This is a genomic window from Acinetobacter sp. YH12252 (assembly GCF_013417365.1).
In the GTDB taxonomy this organism is placed as follows: Bacteria; Pseudomonadota; Gammaproteobacteria; order Pseudomonadales; family Moraxellaceae; genus Acinetobacter; species Acinetobacter towneri.
This window is the reverse complement of the sequence record NZ_VPEA01000006.1, coordinates 78,896-100,378: the sequence shown is the minus strand read 5'-3', so window position 1 is coordinate 100,378 and position 21,483 is coordinate 78,896. Positions and strand designations below refer to the sequence as shown.

Here is a 21,483-nt window from a genome sequence, read left to right as displayed (position 1 = left end):
ATCATTGCTTACTCTAATTCCTTATTCTCTAGATAGCGCGTCGACAGGGTTCAGTTGGGCAGCATTACGTGCAGGAATAAAACCGAACACAATCCCAATTAGGCTTGAACAGACAAAAGCGGCTACAATCGATGTGGTGGAGTACGCCATTTGAAAGGTTCCGCCTGCCACATGGTTAATCAACTGACCAATTCCGAGTGCGAGTAAGACGCCAAGTACACCGCCTAAAATACACACCAAAATGGCTTCAATTAAAAATTGCTGCAAAATATCGCTTTGTCGTGCGCCGACTGCCATGCGTACCCCAATTTCTTGGGTACGTTCTGTGACAGAGACCAACATGATGTTCATTACACCAATTCCACCGACCACCAGTGAAATCACTGCAATAGCAGAAACCAGTAGGGTCATGGTGGCGGTAGTTTGCTGAATGGTTTCACGGATACTGTCGGCATTTTGAGTAAATACATCCTGCGCACCATGACGCTGTACCAACAGACTCAGAATGGCATTTTCTGCTGCAGCACTTGGATATTCATCTTTGACTCGTACAATAATGCTGCGCACATGGCTTTGACCGAGCATGCGACTCATTACCGTAGAGTAAGGCAAATACACATTTAAGCTGTCGGCATTGCCCATCATGCTTTTTTGTTCTTCGACCACGCCAATAATACGGCTGGGTACACTGCCTAATAAAATCACTTGCCCAACTGGGTTGCTGCCATCACTAAAGAAAGTATTTTTGGTATTGTGATCAATCACCACATCTTGCGCTTGTTCCAGTACGCTGTGTTTGTCAAAAGGCTGACCCGACTGGAAATTCATGCCGCGTACATAGAAAAAGTCTTCACTCACACCATTGACTGTGGCAGAAGCTTCTGTGTCTTTAAAGCGTACTGTGACATTGCTGTTGACTGAAGGGCTGACACCATCGACATAAGGTTGTTCTGCTAAAGCATCGGCATCGGCAGGAACCAGTGTTCTGACTTGAGAGGAGCGAGAGGTGTCCCCAAAACCTCGCCCCTGAAATACGGTGATGGTATTGGTGCCTAAACTGCTGATATTTTCTAAAATTTGTTTCTGTGAACCATTGCCGAGTGCCACAACAGATACAACTGAAGCGATCCCGATAATAATCCCGAGCATGGTTAAAAAGGTACGCATGCGATGCGCATTCATCGCCAGCAGTGCCATGCGGAAGGCTTCACCTAAACGATCAATTACAGAGCGCCAAGCTGAAGTTCTTTTTTGTGGCGAATGTTGCAAGGTTTGTTGGGCAATATCATGCTGATTGGCAGGTGTGTTGGGCTGATCAGAAATAATAAGCCCATCACTGATTTCAATAATCCGTGTGGCATTTTTAGCGACATTATGGTCATGTGTGACCAAGATGATAGTGTGACCTTTGGCATTCAGCTCACGCAAAATCCGCATCACTTCAATACCGCTATTCTTGTCGAGTGCACCTGTGGGTTCATCGGCAAGAATCACATCACCACCATTCATCAAGGCACGTGCAATCGATACACGTTGTTGTTGTCCACCTGAAAGCTGACTTGGACGGTTTTGAGTTTTATCGGCTAGACCTAAGTCACTGAGCAACGCAGTCGCGCGTGCTTGTCGTTCTTCAACATCGACACCTGCATAAATTGCAGGCACTTCGACGTTGCCCGCAGCGCTTAAATCGCCCAATAAGTGATAGCGCTGGAAAATAAAACCAAAATATTCACGACGGAGCTGTGCCAGTTCATCGGCTTCAAGTTGTCTGGTTTCACGTCCTTTGACTTTATAGCTGCCAGTGGTGGGTTGATCCAGACAGCCCAAAATATTCATGAGGGTGGATTTTCCCGAACCCGACTGACCTACAATGGCAACCAATTCACCTGGGTAAATTTTCAGATCAATGCCTTTGAGAATCTGCACTGTAGATTCACCCGCAGGGAATTCACGGGTCAGATTGGTGACCTCTAACAGAGGTTGTGACTGACTCATCTTACATTCTCACTGATGGGCCAACACGACCACCACGCTTCGCCGCATCGTTTGAGGTGTCAGAACCATCGGCAATAATGACTTGATCGCCCAGTTTTAGGCCGCGAATGACTTGTACCGTTGCACGGTTGTTTAAGCCAAGCAATACCGATTGTGGTCGAGCTGAACCATCGGCTTGTAGCACGCGTACCATGCCTAAAGAGGCTTTACCTTGATCAACCAAGGCTTTTTCATTGGCTGTCAATTCCAAACGGGCAGGGCGTTTGGCAGAGCTGGCATCGGTATTGTTGCGTTCAGTACGTGCGTTGCTGTCTGAGTTATTGCTGTTGCTACGACTGCGTGAACGGTTTGCACCTTGAACTGCAGCAGCAGGAATGGTCAGTACATTGCGTGCCTCTGCCAAAACAATGGACACTTGTGCGGTCATATTGATGCGTAGCTTGCCGTCTTCATTTGGTACGTCAAATAAAGCGTTGTAGTACACGGCAGAACTTGAAGATGATGAGGTGTTGTTATTGCTTTCGGTATTGATGGATTTGGGTGCAGGTTCTACCTGACGTAAAGTAGCGTAATGTTTTTTCTCGCTGTTGCCCAAGGTAGTGAAATAAACTGTTTGACCTTCTTCGACCTTCATCACATCTGCTTCAGAAATTTCTGCTTTCACGGTCATGGTGTCAAGTTTAGCTAATTTAACAATCGTGGGTGCGCTTTGATTAGCGTTCACGGTTTGACCTTCTTCGGTCACAATTGCGACGACAGTGCCATCCATCGGGGCAAGAATACGGGTGTAACCTAAATTTTCTTTAGACGTGTCTAAAGTTAGGCGTGATTGTTCAATTTGAGCGTTAATGGCAGCAATTTCTGCTTGCGAGGTTTTATAGTTAGCTAAGGCCGTTTCAAGTTCGGCGCGTGATGTCGCATCTTGCGCATACATGGCTTGTTGACGTTGATATTCTGCTGCGACTTTGGCGAGATTGGCTTGTCTGACTGCCAATTGTGCCTGCTGATTTTTAATGCTGGCTTGTGCGGTTTTAAATTCATTTTCTTGACGTACCGAATCAATTTGGGCAATCAATTGGCCTTGTTTGACCTGATCACCCAATTCGACATACATTTTTTTGACCTGACCTGAAACCTGCGCACCGACACTGACCATTTTGGTGGCTTCAAGTACGCCTGTTGCCAAAACCGCACTCTCAATATCTCCACGGCTCACTTCGGCAGTAATGTATTGTGGTTGTTCTTGTTTTGGTTTTAAAAAATACCAAGCGGCAAGTGCCAGCGTCAGCGCAATGATAATTCCCGCAATAAGTTTGGTCGATTTTATTTTTGGCATGAGTCAAAAAACAGAAAAGAGATATTAAAAAGAATTATAGAAGTGAAATAAGGATAAATCGTGAATTTTTTGAAGAAACTGCAAATGAGAATTATTTATTGGTGGTTTGAGCTAGATTAACACAGTCTGAGAACGACATTACATCCATAAAAAAATTGAAAATAGCATCTGCGAATGGGGTGGGTATTTTGTTTCATCTCTATGATAATTTTATGAATTTTTATGATAAATGTTGAAAAATACAACTATGGTCTAAGTTGCTTAAAAACCTTAATTTTTATATGGATTTAAAAATTAAAAGCAGCTAGTATCAAATTCCATAAAATAATTATGGATTTAATCATTAGGATAATACGGCATCGGGACGATGCAATACAACATGACTTTAAGCAAAAAATCTGAGGGGTAAATCATGGAGTGGAGTGAGAAATTTAATATCGGAATTGATGTGATTGATAATCAACATCGACAAATTCTGGACTATATTAATGCGTTGGAAAAAATTCGGGCGACAGGTGCGCGGGAGCAAATCAAAGAAGTTTTGGATGACTTGATTGACTATACGCAATCGCATTTTAGCTTTGAAGAAAACTTGTTGTCACAGGTCAATTATCAATACTTACCATCGCATCGCGGTATTCATGAACTCTTTGTGAAGCGTTTGAATGATTGTCGTCAGCGTTTTGCCAATGGCGAATCGGTAGAACATGACTTGTATCGTTTGTTGTCTAAATGGTTGATTAACCATATTCAGCATGATGATCAGGATTATGTCGATGCAGTACGCGACAATATGCTGCATTATTTGCGTTCGCAGGAGCAGAAAAAAGGTAAAAGTTGGTTTGCACGTTTCTTTAGCTAATCTTGCGATAAGTGGCTGACTTTAAAATTTATTTAATGAAGTCTGCTAAATTAAGCCGAGTGAGAAGCGAACAGTGTTTTACCACATAGTTCTGTAATGGCTTGTAGCACCAGATGTTCAGGGTTTTCCTTGGACATCCCTTTTATGGCGGCATCAATACGCAATAACAGGGCGGGCCATTGCAAGAAACTATTTGGATTTAAACGTCGCAAAGCTTGCTGATAAACACTGACTTTGTTTTTCCAGATACCCAGTTGCAAAGCATTTTGTGGTTGTTCAAATAATTGCATCAGTAAGCGCATTTCTTTGCTGATGCTCCACAAAATTAAACTCATGGCTTCACCCGAAGCCATGAGGTATTGAAAAATTTTCATAGCTTGCGCTAGATTTCCCGTCAGTAAAGCATCATTTAAATCATAAGTGCTATAACGAGATTGATCTTGTAAACAGGCATGTAAATGTTCAATCTGAATCTGCTGAATTTCAGGAAAGGTGTCACTGACCCGCATTAAGCTATTTTTAGCAGCCAAAAGGTTGTGTTCATGATGTTGTTCCAACCATTGCCACGCATCATGTCCTAATTGAATGCCAAGCTTTTCTGCTTCCAAACCTAAAATCTGCTGCCGATCTTTAGGATAATTCGCCGTGAGTGCAACATTGACCCCATTGGCATCAATCAACTGAAAAAAACTGGATTTCAGGCTATTGCTGTCTTGTTTTGGCATCACCACCAACAGCAAGTTTTGTTCATTGTGCTGAATATAACTTTTCAGTTGTTTTAGTGTGCTGGCATCAGGCTTGATATTGCCGTGTACTTCAACCGCCAATTGACTCGAAAACAGTGACAGACTGTTTAAGGCATTGAATACATTTTTCCAATCGCTAACGCTATTTAAATCATAACGCTGACGTTCAATATCCTGTTTTTGCCAACTGGCACGAAAAGCATCCAGCAAGTTTTGTTCGAGTAAGGGTTCTTGACCATGCAAAATCCATACGCCACGTGCTTCATCGACACGTTTGAGGGCTTGTAGATAGTCAAGTTTCATAAAAAATTCGCACTCGAAAACTTATTTAGGGTTTGAATACACAGGTGGGTTGACCAAAGGTAAACGATTAGATGAAATTTGACGCACCATTTGCTGTGCTACATCATCAATAATGACTTCTTTTAAGAATTTTTGTTCCTGATCATCGGTATTCACAGTTGCGACATCGTATTGATAACTGCGCGTTGCCATGACGGTACGAGGTTCGGTGATCGGGTTGCCTTGCGCATCTTCAATACGGAAAGTCACACTCAAACGCAATAAGGTTTCCACCAGTTTGCCATTCAATTCCAAGCGACGTGGTGTATAGTCAAGTACACGTAGTACATAAGCATTAGGGTCATTGCTGAGTTGTACGCCCGCTGTACCCATGTGAATGGAAAGTTTTTCTTCTAATTCTTCAGCATTGCTCGGTAAAGCCAGACTCATTTTTGAATAAGCCACTGGTGCAATGCTTGGATTGGTGCCTTTAAGATGAAAACCACAGCCGACTAAGCCAGCACTGAGTCCACAAGTTAAAACAATGACTGCTAGACGTTGGCTAAAGTGCATGTGCTGTCCTCTGTAATATTCTTGAAAGTTTAAAAGCGGAAGTTGAGAATATCTTGATTGTAGGTGCAAAGCCCGTTGACTGACAACGGGCTTTGTTTGGAAATTGTTTTAATTCCTTTTTTGTAGGAGGGTTTAGGGGGATTGTTTTATAAAATCCCTCCAAACCTCCCTTTAAAAAAGGGAGGTTTAAAAGCACTTAAACCACCAAATTCACTAGCTTATTCGGTACCACAATTTCTTTCTTGGTTGGCCCAGTCAAGAATGGTTGTACTTCTGGTAACGCTTTGGCAAGTGCAAGAATGTCTTCTTTAGATGCATCTACTGCTACATCAAGCTTGCCACGTAATTTACCATTTACCTGCACCACAATCGTTTGAGTATTGCGGGTTAATGCAGACTCATCGACCACAGGGAATAGGGTGGAGGTTAATTCAATTCCGAACTCTGCCAACAAGGTTTGGCTCAAGTGTGGTGCAAATGGCGCAAGCAAGGTCAATAACGTCACAATTGCTTCGCGTTCAACCGCAAGGTCTTGTTCATTCTGTGCTTCAAACTTGTTGCAAGCATTCAAGAGTTCCATCAATGCTGCAATTGCAGTGTTGAACGCATGACGACGTTCAATATCATCGCCCACTTTTTGAATGGTTTCATGGGTTTTGCGACGTAAGTCTTGTGCTGCTGTAGCAAGTTTGCTGCTGTCAATTGCAGTTGCATTGCTGCCTTTTTCAAGGAAACCTGCCGCCAAACGCCAAACACGTTTTAAGAAGCGGTTCGCACCTTCAACGCCTGCATCTGACCATTCTAAAGACTGATCTGGTGGTGCAGCGAACATCATAAATACACGTGCAGTATCTGCGCCGTATTGGTCAATAATGGCTTGTGGGTCGATACCGTTATTTTTCGATTTCGACATTTTTTCCTGACCACCAACAATCACAGCTTGACCATCGCCTATGTATTTAGCCGAAAGAACGCGACCTTTTTCGTCTTTTTCAAGCTCGATATCGGCAGGGTTAAACCAAGTTTTCTTGCCGCTTTCTGCTTCGCGGTAGAAGGTGTCAGCCAAGACCATGCCTTGAGTCAGTAAGTTGGTAAATGGCTCATTGCCTTGTACCACGCCTTCATCACGCATAAGTTTGTGGAAGAAACGCGCGTACAATAAGTGCAAGATGGCGTGTTCTACACCACCAATATATTGATTGACTGGCAACCAAGTTTGTGCAGCTTCAGGCTTGACCATGCCACCTGTAAAGTCTGGAGATGCGTAACGTGCGTAATACCAAGATGACTCTACAAAAGTATCTAAGGTATCGGTTTCACGACGTGCTTCGCCACCACAGCATGGGCAAGTGGTTTGATAGAATTCAGGCATTTTATTTAACGGGTTGCCTGAGCCATCTGGCACAACATCGGTAGGTAAAATGACAGGAAGTTGATCTTCTGGAACTGGGACTTGGCCACACTTTTCACAGTTGATCATTGGAATTGGGCAACCCCAATAACGTTGGCGTGAAACACCCCAGTCACGTAAGCGGAATTGTACTTTTACATTGGCTAAACCTTGTGGTTCTAATTTTGCCAATAGTGCATCAAATGCTGCTTGGAAATCTAAACCATCAAATTCGCCTGAATTGACCAATTTACCTTCTTTAGAGCCGTACCATTCTTGCCACTGAGTTGCGTTAAAGTCCGTATCTTCAGCACCTTTGGCATCAATCACTTGAATAATTGGCAATTGGAATTTATTAGCAAACTCAAAGTCGCGTTCATCGTGTGAAGGCACGGCCATTACTGCGCCAGAACCGTAAGACATCAACACATAGTTGGCAATCCAAACTGGTAACTCTTTACCTGTCACAGGATGCTTCACAAATAAGCCTGTTGCCATGCCTTTTTTCTCGGCAGTGGCGAGGTCAGCTTCTGCAACAGAACCCATACGGCATTCTTCAATAAAGGCCTTCAATTGCTCATTGTTTTCTGCTGCTTTTAACGCCATTGGGTGTTCTGCGGCAACAGCCACATAAGTTGCACCCATTAAGGTATCGGCACGCGTGGTAAATACAGTTAAACCATCTGCATAAATTTCTGGATTTGCCGAAGGAAAGGTAATTTCCATCCCTTGAGAGCGGCCAATCCAGTTACGCTGCATGGTCAAGACTTGTTGCGGCCAACCATCTTTTAAAGTTTCTAAATCGTCGAGTAACTCTTGGGCATAATCGGTAATGCGGAAGTAGTACATTGGAATATCACGTTTTTCTACCAATGCACCTGAACGCCAGCCACGACCATTTTCGACCTGTTCATTGGCTAAAACAGTCTGATCGACAGGATCCCAGTTTACTGTCGAGAGTTTGCGATAAATTAACCCTTTTTTATACAGTTGCACGAATAACCATTGTTCCCAGTGATAATACTCTGGGGTACAGGTGGCAAATTCACGATCCCAATCTACTGCTAAACCCAATTTTTTCAATTGGTCACGCATGTAGGCGATATTTTCAAAGGTCCATTTAGCAGGTGCAACCTGATGGGCAATAGCCGCGTTTTCAGCAGGTAAGCCAAACGCATCCCAACCCATAGGTTGTAATACGGTTTCGCCTTTTAAACGGTGGAAACGACTAATCACATCACCAATGGTGTAGTTACGCACGTGACCCATGTGCAGTTTGCCGCTTGGGTAAGGGAACATCGAGAGGATATAACGATGTGGACCTTCGACAGTGTCGGCAACTTTAAAGGCTTTGCGAGATTCCCAGTCATTCTGGACTTGAGGTTCAATCGCACTGGCTTGATATTCAGGGTCAATGTGAGTAGTCATAAGGTTAAAATCAGGAATAAACGGTTAAAAAAAGTGTGTTGCACAGCATAGCGCAAAATGCAGCAAAAAGTGAATTTTGCGCGCTGGATTGTGCAGGAAAATTTAAGCAGCCATAATTTTGCAGGCTTAAAATTAGTAAACGGCAGGATTGGCGCGTTCTTGTTGTGCTTTATTCAAAGCATCATTGGCTTCACGTTGCTGCTGATCCATTACGGGAGTGGGAGCCGTATTGTTAGCATTTGCAGGCGTTGTGCCATTTGTGGGTGCTGTCGTGGCAGTTGTGGTTTGATTTGGAATGTTCGGTGCAGAATTTCTCCAGCCGTAGGTATCGACCTTTCCTTGTTTTTTTGCAGTTTTAGGTGGAGGTGTAGTGGTGTAATGCGTCGAACCTTTTGCATCGACCCATTTATAGTATTGTTTTGCAGATACCGCACTGGTGCCTAAAATTAACATCAAGCTTGCAGAAAGATAACTCAAGCGACGAACGTGGTTTTTCATTGTAAATGTCCTGAGTAAAGGTGCAAAAGCAGACCTGAAAAAACTAAAGATGAAATTGTCTAAATTTTAGCAAGGATGTGTCAGGATGACAGCACTTTTAGGGGCTTTTTTACACGATAACCTGCGCTATTTGATGAAGAGCGAAACGGCTTTAAAAATAGACGATGCTCAGGGTGCTGTGTTCATTAAAAATGACGTCAAATTTAAAGCCAATTCATAAATAAACAATGTCTATTTTTTTTGACTTATTCTTTATTTTTATGGTTTTGATATGAAAAATTTATAGAAAATAAGGCAAGTATATGAAATTATGAGTTTTATATGGGAATGTTGGATTTGAGAGAAAATTGTGAAGTACAGCACAAAGCTTAAAAAATGCACTGTTTATGAATAAAGCAGAAAAACCCGATTTTTAAACTTGACTTTAGTCGATGAAACTACAAAAATGCACACTTTAGTTTTATGTGCCTTAGATCGATCACCCTTCGAATAAGTGTCATGTCATGCAATGGGCAACTTCTCTAGCCGAGAAGCTGAACAAAGCTTATAAAATGTGTTTACCCCAACACGTTTTAGATCTCATATTGCTTATACGGTAATCAGATCGGAAATTTTTCCTATTGCCATGAAAACTATGAAATATGTGTGCTATAACAGTGCAGGAATTAATGAACAAAACACTGCAGGTGTCTCCCATTTTGCAGTGATAAGACTAGGGTGAATCACGTTGGAACTTTTATCTGGTGGTGAAATGCTCGTTCGCGCATTGGCGGACGAAGGCGTTGAGCATGTTTTTGGATACCCAGGCGGCGCAGTACTTCATATTTACGATGCGTTCTTTCAACAAGACAAAATTAATCATTACCTCGTGCGCCATGAGCAAGCTGCTGGTCATATGGCAGATGCATACTCGCGCGTAACAGGTAAAACTGGTGTGGTGCTAGTGACTTCAGGTCCTGGTGCAACCAACACAGTAACTCCAATTGCAACTGCGTATATGGACTCAATCCCAATGGTGATTTTGTCTGGTCAGGTTGCAACACACTTAATTGGTGAAGATGCCTTCCAAGAAACCGATATGGTGGGTATTTCACGTCCGATTGTAAAACACAGTTTCCAAGTGCGTCATGCAAGTGAAATTCCTTCAGTGATTAAGAAGGCTTTCTATATTGCATCTTCAGGCCGTCCAGGTCCTGTTGTGGTTGATATTCCAAAGGATGCAACCAACCCAGCGGAAAAATTTGCTTACGAATATCCTGAAAAAGTGAAGATGCGTTCGTATCAGCCACCGCATCGTGGTCATTCAGGTCAAATTCGTAAAGCAATTGATGAATTGTTGAATGCAAAACGCCCTGTTATTTATTCAGGCGGTGGTGTGGTTCAAGGTAATGCATCGGAGCAATTGACTGAACTTGCACACATTTTAGGTTTCCCTGTAACCAATACATTGATGGGCTTGGGTGCGTTCCCGGGTAATGATCCACAATTTATTGGTATGTTGGGCATGCATGGTACGTATGAAGCCAACATGACCATGCACAATGCTGATGTGATTTTGTGTATTGGTGCACGTTTTGATGACCGTGTAACCAATAACCCTGCAAAATTCTGTCCAAATGCCAAAGTCATTCATATTGACATTGACCCTGCGACAATTTCAAAAACCATCATGGCACACATTCCAATTGTAGGTGCGGTTGAACCTGTACTTCAGGAAATGTTGGTTCAATTGAAGCAATTAAATGTGTCCAAGCCAAACCCTGAAGCGATTGCTGCATGGTGGAATCAGATCAATGAATGGCGTAAAGTTCATGGTTTGAAATATGACAAACCAACCGATGGCACGATGAAGCCGCAACAAGTAGTTGAAGCTTTAGACAAAGTGACCAATGGTGATGCGATCATTACTTCTGACGTAGGTCAGCACCAAATGTTTGGCGCGAACTACTATAAGTACAAGCGTCCACGTCAATGGTTGAACTCTGGTGGTCTAGGTACTATGGGTGTAGGTTTACCGTATGCTATGGCGGCTAAACTGGCTTATCCAGATCAACAGGTTGTATGTATCACGGGTGAAGCATCAATTCAGATGTGTATCCAAGAGCTTTCTACTTGTAAGCAATATGGTTTAAACGTAAAAATCTTGTGCTTGAATAACCAAGCTTTAGGTATGGTTAAACAATGGCAAGACATGAACTATGAAGGTCGTCACTCTAGTTCTTATGTTGACTCATTACCAGACTTCCCTAAATTGATGGAAGCCTATGGTCATGTGGGTATTCAGATTAACCATGCCGATGAGCTTGAGTCTAAGCTTACAGAAGCAATGGCGATTAATGATAAATGTGTATTCATTAACGTAATGGTTGACCGGACAGAGCACGTTTATCCGATGCAAATTGCGGGTCAATCTATGAAAGATATGTGGTTAGGTAAAGGGGAGCGTACAGAATGAGACACATTATTTCCGTTCTCGTTGAAAACGAATCAGGTGCGCTTTCTCGTTTAGTGGGTTTATTTTCTCAGCGTGGTTATAACATTGAGACTTTAAACGTTGCACCAACCGAAGATCCAACGCTTTCACGTTTAACACTGACCACGTATGGTGATGATCATAAAATTGAGCAAATCACCAAGCAATTAAACAAATTGGTTGAAGTAGTGAAAGTGGTCGACTTGTCAGAAGGTCCACATATTGAGCGTGAATTGATGCTGATTAAAGTAAAAGCATCTGGCGCTGCACGTGCTGAAATTAAACGCACAGCAGACATCTTCCGTGGACAAATTGTAGATGTTACACCGACCACTTATACTGTACAGCTTGCGGGTACAACTGAAAAACTTGACGGTTTTATTGATGCGATTGCAGAAAATACGATCTTAGAAGTTGTGCGTTCAGGTGTGTCTGGTATTGCACGTGGCGAAAAAGTTTTAACCATTTAACTGAATTTAGTTAATTTTATTCATCGAATTCATTCCATCTCAAAGGATGGAGAGCTTGCTCAAATGCTGAATAGACCTGCATTTGAGCAAGATAGGAATCCAAAGCATTTTAGCGGAGACAGCAATGCAAATTTTTTACGATAAAGACTGCGACTTATCTATCATCCAGTCTAAGAAAGTAGCAATCATTGGTTACGGTTCACAAGGTCACGCACACGCGCTTAACCTTAAAGATTCTGGTGTAGACGTAACTGTAGGTTTACGTGCTGGTTCTACTTCTTGGAAAAAAGCAGAAAATTCGGGTCTTAAAGTTGCTGAAGTTCCTGCTGCTGTAGCTCAAGCTGATGTTGTGATGATCTTGACTCCAGATGAGTTTCAATCACAACTTTATCGTGACGTAATCGAGCCAAACATCAAACAAGGCGCGACACTTGCATTTGCACACGGCTTCTCGGTTCTTTACAACCAAGTTGTTCCACGTGCTGACTTAGACGTAATCATGGTTGCACCTAAAGCACCTGGTCATACAGTACGTTCTGAATACCAACGTGGTTCAGGTGTTCCAGACCTGATCGCGATTCACCAAGATGCTTCTGGTAACGCGCGTAATGTTGCACTTTCTTACGCTTCAGGTGTGGGTGGTGGTCGTACTGGTATCATCGAAACTTCTTTCCGTGAAGAAACTGAAACTGACTTATTTGGTGAGCAAGCGGTTCTTTGTGGTGGTGCTGTTGAATTGGTTAAAATGGGCTTCGAAACTTTGGTTGAAGCTGGTTATGCACCAGAAATGGCTTACTTCGAGTGCTTACACGAACTTAAATTGATCGTTGACTTGATGTTCGAAGGCGGTATCGCAGACATGAACTATTCAGTATCTAACAACGCTGAATACGGTGAATATGTCACTGGTACTGAAGTAATTAACGAACAGTCTCGTGAAGCAATGCGTAATGCGCTTAAACGTATTCAATCTGGTGAATATGCGAAGATGTTCATCCAAGAAGGTGCGTTGAACTACCCATCTATGACTGCACGTCGTCGTCAAAACGCTGCACATGGTATCGAAGTAACGGGTAACAAGTTACGTGCAATGATGCCTTGGATCCAAGCGAACAAGATTGTAGATAAAGAAAAGAACTAAGTTTTAATTTAATCTTTATCTTGAAAAGCCCTTATTTTATATAAGGGCTTTTTTATGGGGGGAGTAATTGCTGGAGCGTACCTTATATTTAAAATTCGTGTGCTGAGGGATGAGTTGTATGAGTGTTCTTAATCATCCATTCCAAATACATCACGCGTATAAACCTTATTTTGTACATCTTGCAACAATGAACATTTACGGTTACAGACAATTAAATCGGCACGTTGTTTAAACTCGGCTAAATCATGAATGATTTTAGAGTTGAGAAATTTTTTCTGCTGTAGCCCCGGTTCATAAATAATTACTTTAATCCCGTAAGCTTTGAGATATTGCATAACGCCTTGTATTGCCGAGGCGCGAAAATTGTCTGAACCGCTTTTCATGGTAAGTCTATAAATTCCGACTACTTTGGGTTCACGCTTACGAATGGATTCTGCAATAAATTCTTGGCGGGTTTGGTTGGCGTCTACTACTGCTTTAATCAAATTACTCGGAACTTGTGCGTAATTTGCGAGCAGTTGTTTGGTGTCTTTAGGGAGGCAGTATCCGCCATAACCAAAGGATGGATTGTTGTAAAACTGACCAATACGTGAGTCTAAACACACACCATCAATAATTTGTCGCGTGTCTAGATTATAAATTTGGGCATAAGTGTCCAATTCATTGAAGTAGGCAACACGCATGGCCAAGAAGGTGTTAGCAAATAACTTGATGGCTTCGGCTTCAGTGGAGTCTGTAAAAAGGATAGGACAGTCCTTTTTGATGGCGCCTTCTATAAGCATATTGGCAAATTGTTTTGCACGTTCAGATTTTTCACCTACGATAATCCGTGATGGGTAGAGATTGTCATGTAGGGCTTTGCCTTCACGTAAGAATTCAGGCGAAAAAATAATATTTCCAGTGTGATATTTTTTCTTAATCTGCTGGGTAAAGCCTACAGGTACAGTGGATTTGATCACCATGGTTGCCAAAGGATTAATAGCCAATACATCCTGAATGACTGCTTCAACACTTTGCGTATTGAAGTAATTGGTATCTGGGTCGTAGTCAGTAGGCGTAGCGATAATCACAAAATCTGCATGCTGATAGGCATCGACTTTGCAATGTGTGGCTTGAAAATTTAATTCTGATTTTGTTAAAAACTCAGAAATTTCAGGATCACGAATAGGAGATATTTTTTGATTAAGTAATTTAACTTTTTCTTCTAAGAGATCATAAGCCACGACCTGATGATGTTGAGCAAAAATCATGGCATTAGATAAACCGACGTAACCTGTACCTGCAATCGCAATTTTCATATTTAATATAGATTTTTGTAGATTTTATATGCCTTTAATGTGGTGAAAAATTATTCAAGCTCGATGACGGTTTGGTGAAGTTTATATTTCTATGAAAGATTTGCGTTAAACTGTGCAGAAATGAAAAGCAAGCATCTCAGTTATGCCGTGTTAATGGTATGATATTGAAATTGCACGGGTGGATAATGGATGCATGAACATGAATCAAAATGACCTAAAGGCTCAGGTAGATAATTTGACTGAGCAGAATGTTGTGATCTGTATGAAATGGGGCACAAAATACGGGTCTGAGTATGTGAATCGTCTTTATAATATGGTGAAGCGACATACCACAGTCGATTTTAAAATGGTGTGTTTGACGGATCGTACTGAAGGTATTGATTCAAATGTAGAATGTTTCCCGATTCCGCCACTTGCATTGCCTGAGGGCGCACCTGAACGTGGTTGGAACAAGCTTTCGACCTTTGAGCCAGATTTATATGGCTTAACAGGCAATGCCCTGTTTTTAGACCTAGATGTGGTGATTGTTGATAATATTGATAGTTTCTTTACCCATCCAGGTGACTTTTTGATTATTCATGACTGGAAGCGTCCGTGGCGTATTACGGGTAACAGTTCAGTATATCGTTTTAAGTTGGGGGCATTTCCTGGTTTATTGCCATATTTTCGTGAACATTTTGATGAAATTCGTCAAAAGTTCCGTAATGAGCAAGCATATTTATCTTGGTATGTGGATCAAGAGAAAAAGTTAACTTACTGGCCAGACAGTTGGTGCAAAAGTTATAAATATCATTGTTTGCAAAAAATTCCGATGGCTTATTTTAAGCCACCTGTAAAGCCAGATGGTGTAAAAATTATTATCTTCCATGGTGAAATTAACCCGCCTGATGCAATTCATGGTGGTGGGGGGAAATGGTATCGTTATGTATTACCATCGGATTGGATTAAAGAGGCTTGGCAGTAAGCTTTAGAGAATACTTATGCCTGTAAGAAAGAAAAGTAAGTTTGAGCAATGGTTTTCATTCAGTCGTCATCAACGCCGCTTTGGTGCAGATAAAGTATATGCACAATTCAATGATGTAGATCTGGATAAACTAAAGACGACAAGAATTGAAGGCACTGAGTTAACGTATACACATGGCTCAGCAAAAGATTTAAACGAGCATATCGAGCAATTGAAACAGGAATTTGTCGGGCAGCCTCAACTGAATCATTATCATGCCAGTTTGATTGTGCTGATTCGCCGTGAAGTCGATAGCCAAAATAATTATGCAAAATTCAAGGCTTTATGGCTGGCTGAACGAGATTTCCTGTTGCGTTCCTTAAATATTCGTTGGCTGATTTCTGCCTGCGATACTTTTATTGATTTTGATGAAGATGCCTGTTTAAAGGCAACGTTAATGAATGCTGTGGTTTTAATTAACACACTCAAGTTGCAAGAAACAGAGCGCTTTTTGTGTGATCAATCCATAACGGAGAATCCAAAACATCAGCAGTATTTACAGCATCAGCGTTATGCCTTGTTTGATGGGACCTCTGCATTTGCGGTAGGTACTGATGATACCCTGCGAAATATGCGCTGGCGTTTGGAACAGGTCTGTGAAATTCATCCACTTGGGCAAATTGTGATTGAGATTTTTGACCGTGTACAACGTAATGAGAATGACAATGTGTATTCACGTTTTAAGCAACGACATACGCGTGAAAAAACACGCTGGTGGTAACAGATGCAAGTACTGATTATCAATTTGGCGCGTTCAACTGAACGCTTGGCCTTTCAGCAGAAACAATTTGCTCGGCTCGGACTTTCTTTTCAGCGTTTAGATGCAGTATCGGTTGATGAGATTAGTGAAGAAGCTTATCAACGATTAGGTTTTGGTTGGCAACGACCACTCCGTAAAGTTGAAGTGGCCTGTTTTTTGAGTCATCAGAAAGCATGGGAAACTGTAGTTCGAGCCAATGCGCCAGCGCTGATTTTAGAAGATGACGCAGTTTTAGCTAGTCATGTACCTCAGCTACTTGAAGACATTGAACATCATAATTTTAAAGATATTGATCTGATTAATTTTGAAGTCAGAAGCCGGAAGAAAATTATTTCTAAAACGCCAGTCTATTCTTTTGCAAATAGTCAGACCAACCTGTTTGAGTTGTATCAGGATCGGACAGGTGCAGCAGGCTATATTTTGTATCCCTCCGGTGCTCAAAAATTATTAGATAAGCTTGAAATATCTGCACCCGCCATCGCAGATGGATTTATTTTTAGTCATTATAGTTTAAATAGTTTGCAAGCTGAGCCAGCTGCAGTGATTCAAGAAGATCAACTAGCGGCTTATGGTTTAGTACCTGAGGAACAGTTTGAGTCGGTGATTGGGCGTTCTGAACATCATAAACCTGTGTATGCATCTGCTGCGGAAAAAAGAAAATTTAAGACCAGACGTCTTGCAGGGCAGTGGGCGATGGCTTGTCGTTATGTGCAAGTGATGTTTAAAGCGCAAAAGCGTTTGATACGGCTAAACAGAGATCAATTTTAAGTACTGTATTTATTATTTTTTAGAGATTCTAGCTTTGATTACGTTTTGCTATATAGGTTTTTTCCCTGATTATGAGAAATATTTTTTTCAGTATGCTGAGACTGAGGGGATTCATGCAGTAAGTTTTAATCCGATGGATGTAACCAGTAAAATTTCTTATTTTAATAAACTTCCGCGGTTTATACGTAATTGGTATCATAAGAAATTAATTCAGGAATATATTCAAGCACATCCTGATTATATTTATATTTTTAATGAACATCGTCTTCTGTTGCAGGCCATCGTGCACTATATAGAAAGTAAAAAGCCTTTTAAAGGCCATCTTTTAATTCGGAATCCGATGTCAAAGAATGAAAAGATTCATGGGTTATTAGAGAAATTAAAGCATTTTAGTATACAGCAATGGTCATTTGATCACGATGACTGTCAGAAATATGGCTTTTATTACTATCAACAGTTTCTTACACCTTTACCAAATATTAAAAATAAAATAATAAATTATGACCTATGTTTTGTTGGGCGAAATAAGGGGCGAGATATTATTTTAAATAGCTTAAAAGATAAAGCAGATAGTATTGGTTTAAATTTTTTAATAGATTTAAAAGATGGAACTAAGTCTTCAAATATCTGCTATGAGCATTATCTGGAAGAGTCACTTTCTGCAAAATGTATTGTTGAAATATTGCAAGATGGGCAAAGTGGAATGACATTAAGGCCAGTTGAGGCTCTATTTTATAATCGAAAGCTTTTGACAAATAATCAATCGGTTATAAATGAGCCATTTTATCATGCTGATAATATACTTGTGGTGAAAGACATTGATAGCTTATCTGTAGTGGAACTAAAACGCTTTATCGATAAACCTATAGTGGAAATAGATGAGAATATAAAAGAAAAATATTCTACAGTGGGTCTATTGAAGATGTTATCTAAAACTATAGAAAGTCAATAGATCAATCTAATATGGAGGCTATATATCTTATATAGCTTTCATTCAAGCCTGTGATAAAATTCGGGCTCTCAAATACAATAAATTAGGAGCAATCTTGAGAATTCTAGTTACTGGCGGTGCTGGCTTTATTGGATCAGCAGTAATTCGTCACATTATCCAAAACACAGAACATCAAGTTTTGAATGTCGATAAGCTAACCTATGCTGGTAATTTAGAGTCCTTGATTTCTGTTGCTGATAGTCAACGCTATCAATTTAGTCAAACTGATATTTGTGATCGTGCAGCCCTTGAGCATTTATTTCAAACATTTAAACCAGATGCAGTCATGCATTTGGCAGCAGAGTCGCATGTAGATCGTTCAATTTCGGGTCCTTTTGCTTTTATAGAAACCAATATTATTGGGACTTATCAGTTACTTGAAGCTGCTAGAAATTATTGGTTAAATTTGCCTAAAGAATTAAAAAATAAATTCCGTTTTCATCATATTTCAACTGATGAAGTTTATGGTGATCTAGAAGGAACCGCAGATCTGTTTACTGAAACAACCTCTTATTCACCAAGCTCGCCATATTCGGCATCTAAGGCAAGTTCAGATCATCTGGTAAGAGCTTGGCATCGTACTTACGGACTGCCAGTTGTGGTCACGAATTGCTCCAATAATTATGGACCTTATCATTTCCCTGAAAAGTTAATCCCTTTAATGATCTTAAATGCGTTACAAGGTAAACCTTTACCAATATATGGAAATGGTCAACAAATCCGTGACTGGCTATTTGTGGAAGATCATGCTCGTGCTTTATATAAAGTCGTGACCGAAGGTGCTGTTGGTGAGACATATAATATTGGTGGGCATAATGAAAAAGCCAATATTGAAGTTGTTCATGCTATCTGTACTTTATTAGAAGAACTAGCTCCAAATAAACCAGAAGGTGTACAACAGTATAAAGAGCTTATTACTTACGTCACAGATCGCCCTGGACATGATGTACGCTACGCAATAGATGCTTCTAAAATTAAAAAAGAACTCGGTTGGGAGCCTGCTGAATCTTTTGAGTCCGGACTGCGTAAAACCGTAGAGTGGTATTTGAGTAACCAAGAATGGGTTGAACATATCCAAAGTGGTGAATATCTCTCTTGGTTAGAAAAGCAATATCAAGGTTAGGTCATGAAAATCTTATTGCTTGGAAAAAATGGTCAGGTTGGCTGGGAGCTCCAGCGCTCTCTTGCTCCATTAGGTGAGGTAATTTCACTCGACCGAAATGGTTTAGATCAGTGGTGTGGTGATTTAAGTCAACCTGATCAGGTCTATCAGACCATTTTAGATATCTCACCTGATGTAGTTGTGAATGCGAGTGCGTATACTGCTGTAGATTTGGCTGAAACAGAACAAGATATGGCTAATCTCATAAATCATGTGGCGGTAGGTAAGATAGCTGAGGCCTGTGCTCAAATTAAAGCGTTGTTCGTACATTACTCAACTGATTATGTATTCGATGGCCATGGGATAAATGCATTTACTGAATCAGATTTACTGAAACCTTTAAATGTATATGGTCAGACAAAGGCTTTAGGGGAGCAAGCTATTCAAAATGCTCAATGCCATTATTTAATATTCCGGACATCATGGGTTTTTGCTCAAAAAGGTAAAAATTTTTTAAAAACAATGCTTACTTTGGCTCAGCAGCGCGAAGAGTTATCTATTATTAATGATCAAATTGGTGCTCCGACGTCAGCAGAGCTCATTGCCGATGTGAGTGCTCATGCTATTGCTCAGACATTGCGAGATCAGACTAAAGTTGGTATTTACCACTTGGTTGCTGGTGGGGAAACATCATGGTTTGAGTACGCACAATATATATTTGAGCAAGCAAAAAAATTAGGTGTACATTTAGCTATTCAGAAAGTTAATCCAATACCTACAACAGCGTATCCGACACCCGCACAACGTCCACTTAATTCACGATTAAATAATCAAAAAATTCAACATGCTTTTCAAATTTATTTGCCAGACTGGAAAGTACATGTACAAAGAACTGTAACAGAGGTACTTCAGAAATGAGTATAAAGCGTAAAGGTATTATATTGGCAGGTGGTTCAGGAACCCGTTTGCATCCAATCACTAAAGGTGTATCTAAGCAACTCTTGCCAATTTATGATAAGCCAATGATTTATTATCCGTTATCTGTTCTGATGTTAGCAGGTATTCGTGAAGTTCTGATTATTTCAACTCCAGAAGATTTGCCTAATTTTGAGAAGTTGCTGGGTGATGGTTCACAATTTGGCATTGAATTAAGCTACAAGGTACAGCCCTCACCAGATGGTTTAGCGCAGGCTTTTTTAATTGGTGAAGAGTTTATTGGTGATGATCATGTTTGCTTAATCTTGGGGGATAATATTTATTATGGACAAAGTTTTGGCAAGCAACTGCATGCAGCCAATGACCTTGAAAGTGGTGCAACAGTTTTTGGTTATCATGTTACTGATCCAGAACGTTTTGGTGTAGTGGAATTTGATTCAACTGGTAGGGTGCTGAGTATTGAGGAAAAACCAACTCAACCAAAATCACCTTATGCTGTGACTGGTTTATATTTCTATGATAATCGCGTAGTAGAGTTTGCTAAACAGGTAAAACCGTCTGCACGTGGTGAATTAGAAATAACCGATATTAATAATGCCTATTTAAAAGATGGTTCACTCAATGTTGAATTACTTGGGCGTGGTTTTGCGTGGTTAGATACGGGAACACATGAATCATTATTAGAAGCTGGGCAGTTTGTGTACACCATTGAAAAGCGGCAATCACTAAAAGTGGCTTGTTTGGAGGAAATTGGTTTTCAGCAAGGCTGGATCTCAAAAGAGCAGTTGGCTGAAAGTGCAGAAGCACTGAAGAAGACAGATTATGGTCAGTACTTATTTAAATTATTGGATGAAGCAAAGTGAAGGTGGAAACAACTAAACTTGAGGGTTTGCTGATTCTTCATCCTCAAGTATTTGGGGATGAGCGTGGCTGGTTCATGGAAAGTTTTAATCAGCAACACTTTGAATCTGTCTTAGCAGGGTTGAATTTACCAATTCCAGTTTTTGTGCAGGATAATCACTCATTGTCTCAAAAAGGGGTATTGCGTGGTTTGCATTACCAAAAAGCTCCATATGCTCAAGGTAAATTAGTGCGTGTAGTGCAAGGTAGAGTTTGGGATGTTGCTGTAGATATTCGCCCTAATTCAGAAACCTATGGTGAATGGGTTGGAGTTGAGTTGAGTGCAGAAAATAAAACGATGTTTTGGATTCCTGAAGGGTTTGCACATGGTTTTATTGCATTGGAGGATAATACTCAGTTCCTATATAAAACGACGAATTATTACAACAAAGAAAGTGAAGGAGCAATTATTTGGAATGATTCTACTTTAGCTATCAAATGGCCATTGGAGCAGGTGGGTGAGGTTCTTGTAAGTGCAAAAGATTTAGTTGCACAGAATTTTGAGAGTTTGAGATAAATAAGGTATTGAAC

Annotated in this window: 20 protein-coding genes; 13 read left to right on the top strand and 7 right to left on the bottom strand. The window is 40.8% G+C overall.

Features of this window, described 5'->3' with window-relative positions; all coding sequences use genetic code 11:
• Positions 1 to 21 precede the first annotated feature (21 nt).
• Both FTV28_RS07930 and FTV28_RS07925 read right to left on the bottom strand, forming a co-directional pair.
• On the bottom strand, positions 22 to 1,995 hold the full coding sequence (locus tag FTV28_RS07930) for a MacB family efflux pump subunit (RefSeq protein WP_179990020.1): 1,974 nt from the start codon (positions 1,993 to 1,995) through the stop codon (positions 22 to 24).
• 1 nt (position 1,996) lies between these two features.
• On the bottom strand, positions 1,997 to 3,331 hold the full coding sequence (locus FTV28_RS07925) for an efflux RND transporter periplasmic adaptor subunit (RefSeq protein WP_179990018.1): 1,335 nt from the start codon (positions 3,329 to 3,331) through the stop codon (positions 1,997 to 1,999).
• Between the two features lie 412 nt (positions 3,332 to 3,743).
• Between FTV28_RS07925 and FTV28_RS07920 the strand changes: the two genes are divergently transcribed.
• Positions 3,744 to 4,193 (top strand): bacteriohemerythrin, encoded by a 450-nt coding sequence (locus FTV28_RS07920; protein WP_004974971.1) that lies wholly within the window; start codon positions 3,744 to 3,746, stop codon positions 4,191 to 4,193.
• A gap of 50 nt (positions 4,194 to 4,243) precedes the next feature.
• Here FTV28_RS07920 and holA read toward each other — a convergent pair whose 3' ends face one another.
• The 4 genes from holA to FTV28_RS07900 form a co-directional block, all read right to left on the bottom strand.
• The gene (gene holA, locus FTV28_RS07915) at positions 4,244 to 5,242 is read right to left on the bottom strand and encodes a DNA polymerase III subunit delta (RefSeq protein ID WP_154320342.1); all 999 of its coding nucleotides are present in this window, start codon (positions 5,240 to 5,242) and stop codon (positions 4,244 to 4,246) included.
• A 21-nt stretch (positions 5,243 to 5,263) separates the two neighbouring features.
• Complete coding sequence (gene lptE / locus FTV28_RS07910) at positions 5,264 to 5,794, bottom strand: LPS assembly lipoprotein LptE (RefSeq protein ID WP_179990016.1); 531 nt, start codon at positions 5,792 to 5,794, stop codon at positions 5,264 to 5,266.
• Positions 5,795 to 5,990: 196 nt separating this feature from the next.
• The gene (leuS, locus tag FTV28_RS07905; protein ID WP_179990014.1) at positions 5,991 to 8,612 is read right to left on the bottom strand and encodes a leucine--tRNA ligase; all 2,622 of its coding nucleotides are present in this window, start codon (positions 8,610 to 8,612) and stop codon (positions 5,991 to 5,993) included.
• Between the two features lie 132 nt (positions 8,613 to 8,744).
• Entirely contained in the window at positions 8,745 to 9,110 is a 366-nt protein-coding gene (locus FTV28_RS07900) for a DUF4124 domain-containing protein (protein ID WP_179990012.1), read from the bottom strand.
• 85 nt (positions 9,111 to 9,195) lie between these two features.
• Here FTV28_RS07900 and FTV28_RS13570 point away from each other — a divergent pair, with 85 nt between their 5' ends.
• The 4 genes from FTV28_RS13570 (at position 9,196) to ilvC (ending at position 13,194) form a co-directional block, all read left to right on the top strand.
• On the top strand, positions 9,196 to 9,330 hold the full coding sequence (locus FTV28_RS13570; protein WP_257222823.1) for a hypothetical protein: 135 nt from the start codon (positions 9,196 to 9,198) through the stop codon (positions 9,328 to 9,330).
• Positions 9,331 to 9,837: 507 nt separating this feature from the next.
• Positions 9,838 to 11,565 carry an acetolactate synthase 3 large subunit gene (locus FTV28_RS07895; RefSeq protein ID WP_179990010.1) on the top strand — a complete coding sequence of 576 codons (1,728 nt, stop codon included), beginning with the start codon at positions 9,838 to 9,840 and terminating at the stop codon, positions 11,563 to 11,565.
• Positions 11,562 to 12,053 carry an acetolactate synthase small subunit gene (gene ilvN / locus FTV28_RS07890; protein ID WP_004974986.1) on the top strand — a complete coding sequence of 164 codons (492 nt, stop codon included), beginning with the start codon at positions 11,562 to 11,564 and terminating at the stop codon, positions 12,051 to 12,053. The genes FTV28_RS07895 and ilvN overlap by 4 nt, the downstream gene beginning before the upstream one ends.
• A 124-nt stretch (positions 12,054 to 12,177) precedes the next feature.
• Positions 12,178 to 13,194 carry a ketol-acid reductoisomerase gene (gene ilvC, locus FTV28_RS07885; RefSeq protein ID WP_168419090.1) on the top strand — a complete coding sequence of 339 codons (1,017 nt, stop codon included), beginning with the start codon at positions 12,178 to 12,180 and terminating at the stop codon, positions 13,192 to 13,194.
• Positions 13,195 to 13,322: 128 nt separating this feature from the next.
• Here the strand turns inward: ilvC and FTV28_RS07880 are convergent, their stop codons facing one another.
• Positions 13,323 to 14,492, bottom strand: a complete 1,170-nt coding sequence (locus FTV28_RS07880; protein ID WP_179990008.1) for a nucleotide sugar dehydrogenase — start codon at positions 14,490 to 14,492, stop codon at positions 13,323 to 13,325.
• A gap of 193 nt (positions 14,493 to 14,685) precedes the next feature.
• Between FTV28_RS07880 and FTV28_RS07875 the strand changes: the two genes are divergently transcribed.
• The 8 genes from FTV28_RS07875 (at position 14,686) to rfbC (ending at position 21,469) form a co-directional block, all read left to right on the top strand.
• Positions 14,686 to 15,456: a glycosyltransferase gene (locus tag FTV28_RS07875; protein ID WP_179990006.1), complete on the top strand. Its 771-nt coding sequence runs from the start codon at positions 14,686 to 14,688 to the stop codon at positions 15,454 to 15,456.
• Between the two features lie 16 nt (positions 15,457 to 15,472).
• Entirely contained in the window at positions 15,473 to 16,216 is a 744-nt protein-coding gene (locus tag FTV28_RS07870) for a hypothetical protein (RefSeq protein ID WP_179990004.1), read from the top strand.
• Positions 16,217 to 16,219: 3 nt separating this feature from the next.
• Positions 16,220 to 17,023 (top strand): glycosyltransferase family 25 protein, encoded by an 804-nt coding sequence (locus FTV28_RS07865; protein ID WP_179990002.1) that lies wholly within the window; start codon positions 16,220 to 16,222, stop codon positions 17,021 to 17,023.
• A 34-nt stretch (positions 17,024 to 17,057) separates the two neighbouring features.
• Positions 17,058 to 17,975 (top strand): hypothetical protein, encoded by a 918-nt coding sequence (locus FTV28_RS07860; RefSeq protein ID WP_158650724.1) that lies wholly within the window; start codon positions 17,058 to 17,060, stop codon positions 17,973 to 17,975.
• 94 nt (positions 17,976 to 18,069) lie between these two features.
• Positions 18,070 to 19,137: a dTDP-glucose 4,6-dehydratase gene (rfbB, locus tag FTV28_RS07855; RefSeq protein ID WP_104487894.1), complete on the top strand. Its 1,068-nt coding sequence runs from the start codon at positions 18,070 to 18,072 to the stop codon at positions 19,135 to 19,137.
• Positions 19,138 to 19,140: 3 nt separating this feature from the next.
• Positions 19,141 to 20,034 (top strand): dTDP-4-dehydrorhamnose reductase, encoded by an 894-nt coding sequence (gene rfbD / locus FTV28_RS07850; protein ID WP_179990000.1) that lies wholly within the window; start codon positions 19,141 to 19,143, stop codon positions 20,032 to 20,034.
• Complete coding sequence (gene rfbA / locus FTV28_RS07845) at positions 20,031 to 20,915, top strand: glucose-1-phosphate thymidylyltransferase RfbA (RefSeq protein ID WP_179989998.1); 885 nt, start codon at positions 20,031 to 20,033, stop codon at positions 20,913 to 20,915. Before rfbD ends, rfbA begins: the two co-directional genes overlap by 4 nt.
• A complete protein-coding gene (gene rfbC / locus FTV28_RS07840; protein WP_179989996.1) occupies positions 20,912 to 21,469 on the top strand; it encodes a dTDP-4-dehydrorhamnose 3,5-epimerase in 558 nt (185 codons plus the stop codon). Before rfbA ends, rfbC begins: the two co-directional genes overlap by 4 nt.
• The last annotated feature ends 14 nt before the right edge of the window (positions 21,470 to 21,483 follow it).

What these genes read in the sequence shown, in the direction of transcription:
- FTV28_RS07870 (WP_179990004.1), top strand. Translation starts at nt 15,473, where the DNA reads ATGCCTGTAAGAAAGAAAAGTAAGTTTGAGCAATGGTTTTCATTCAGT.
- rfbA (WP_179989998.1), top strand. Translation starts at nt 20,031, where the DNA reads ATGAGTATAAAGCGTAAAGGTATTATATTGGCAGGTGGTTCAGGAACC.
- FTV28_RS07875 (WP_179990006.1), top strand. Translation starts at nt 14,686, where the DNA reads ATGAACATGAATCAAAATGACCTAAAGGCTCAGGTAGATAATTTGACT.
- lptE (WP_179990016.1), bottom strand. Translation starts at nt 5,794, where the DNA reads ATGCACTTTAGCCAACGTCTAGCAGTCATTGTTTTAACTTGTGGACTC.
- FTV28_RS07880 (WP_179990008.1), bottom strand. Translation starts at nt 14,492, where the DNA reads ATGAAAATTGCGATTGCAGGTACAGGTTACGTCGGTTTATCTAATGCC.
- FTV28_RS13570 (WP_257222823.1), top strand. Translation starts at nt 9,196, where the DNA reads ATGACAGCACTTTTAGGGGCTTTTTTACACGATAACCTGCGCTATTTG.
- FTV28_RS07925 (WP_179990018.1), bottom strand. Translation starts at nt 3,331, where the DNA reads ATGCCAAAAATAAAATCGACCAAACTTATTGCGGGAATTATCATTGCG.
- ilvN (WP_004974986.1), top strand. Translation starts at nt 11,562, where the DNA reads ATGAGACACATTATTTCCGTTCTCGTTGAAAACGAATCAGGTGCGCTT.
- FTV28_RS07930 (WP_179990020.1), bottom strand. Translation starts at nt 1,995, where the DNA reads ATGAGTCAGTCACAACCTCTGTTAGAGGTCACCAATCTGACCCGTGAA.
- ilvC (WP_168419090.1), top strand. Translation starts at nt 12,178, where the DNA reads ATGCAAATTTTTTACGATAAAGACTGCGACTTATCTATCATCCAGTCT.
- FTV28_RS07920 (WP_004974971.1), top strand. Translation starts at nt 3,744, where the DNA reads ATGGAGTGGAGTGAGAAATTTAATATCGGAATTGATGTGATTGATAAT.
- leuS (WP_179990014.1), bottom strand. Translation starts at nt 8,612, where the DNA reads ATGACTACTCACATTGACCCTGAATATCAAGCCAGTGCGATTGAACCT.
- holA (WP_154320342.1), bottom strand. Translation starts at nt 5,242, where the DNA reads ATGAAACTTGACTATCTACAAGCCCTCAAACGTGTCGATGAAGCACGT.
- FTV28_RS07900 (WP_179990012.1), bottom strand. Translation starts at nt 9,110, where the DNA reads ATGAAAAACCACGTTCGTCGCTTGAGTTATCTTTCTGCAAGCTTGATG.
- FTV28_RS07865 (WP_179990002.1), top strand. Translation starts at nt 16,220, where the DNA reads ATGCAAGTACTGATTATCAATTTGGCGCGTTCAACTGAACGCTTGGCC.
- rfbD (WP_179990000.1), top strand. Translation starts at nt 19,141, where the DNA reads ATGAAAATCTTATTGCTTGGAAAAAATGGTCAGGTTGGCTGGGAGCTC.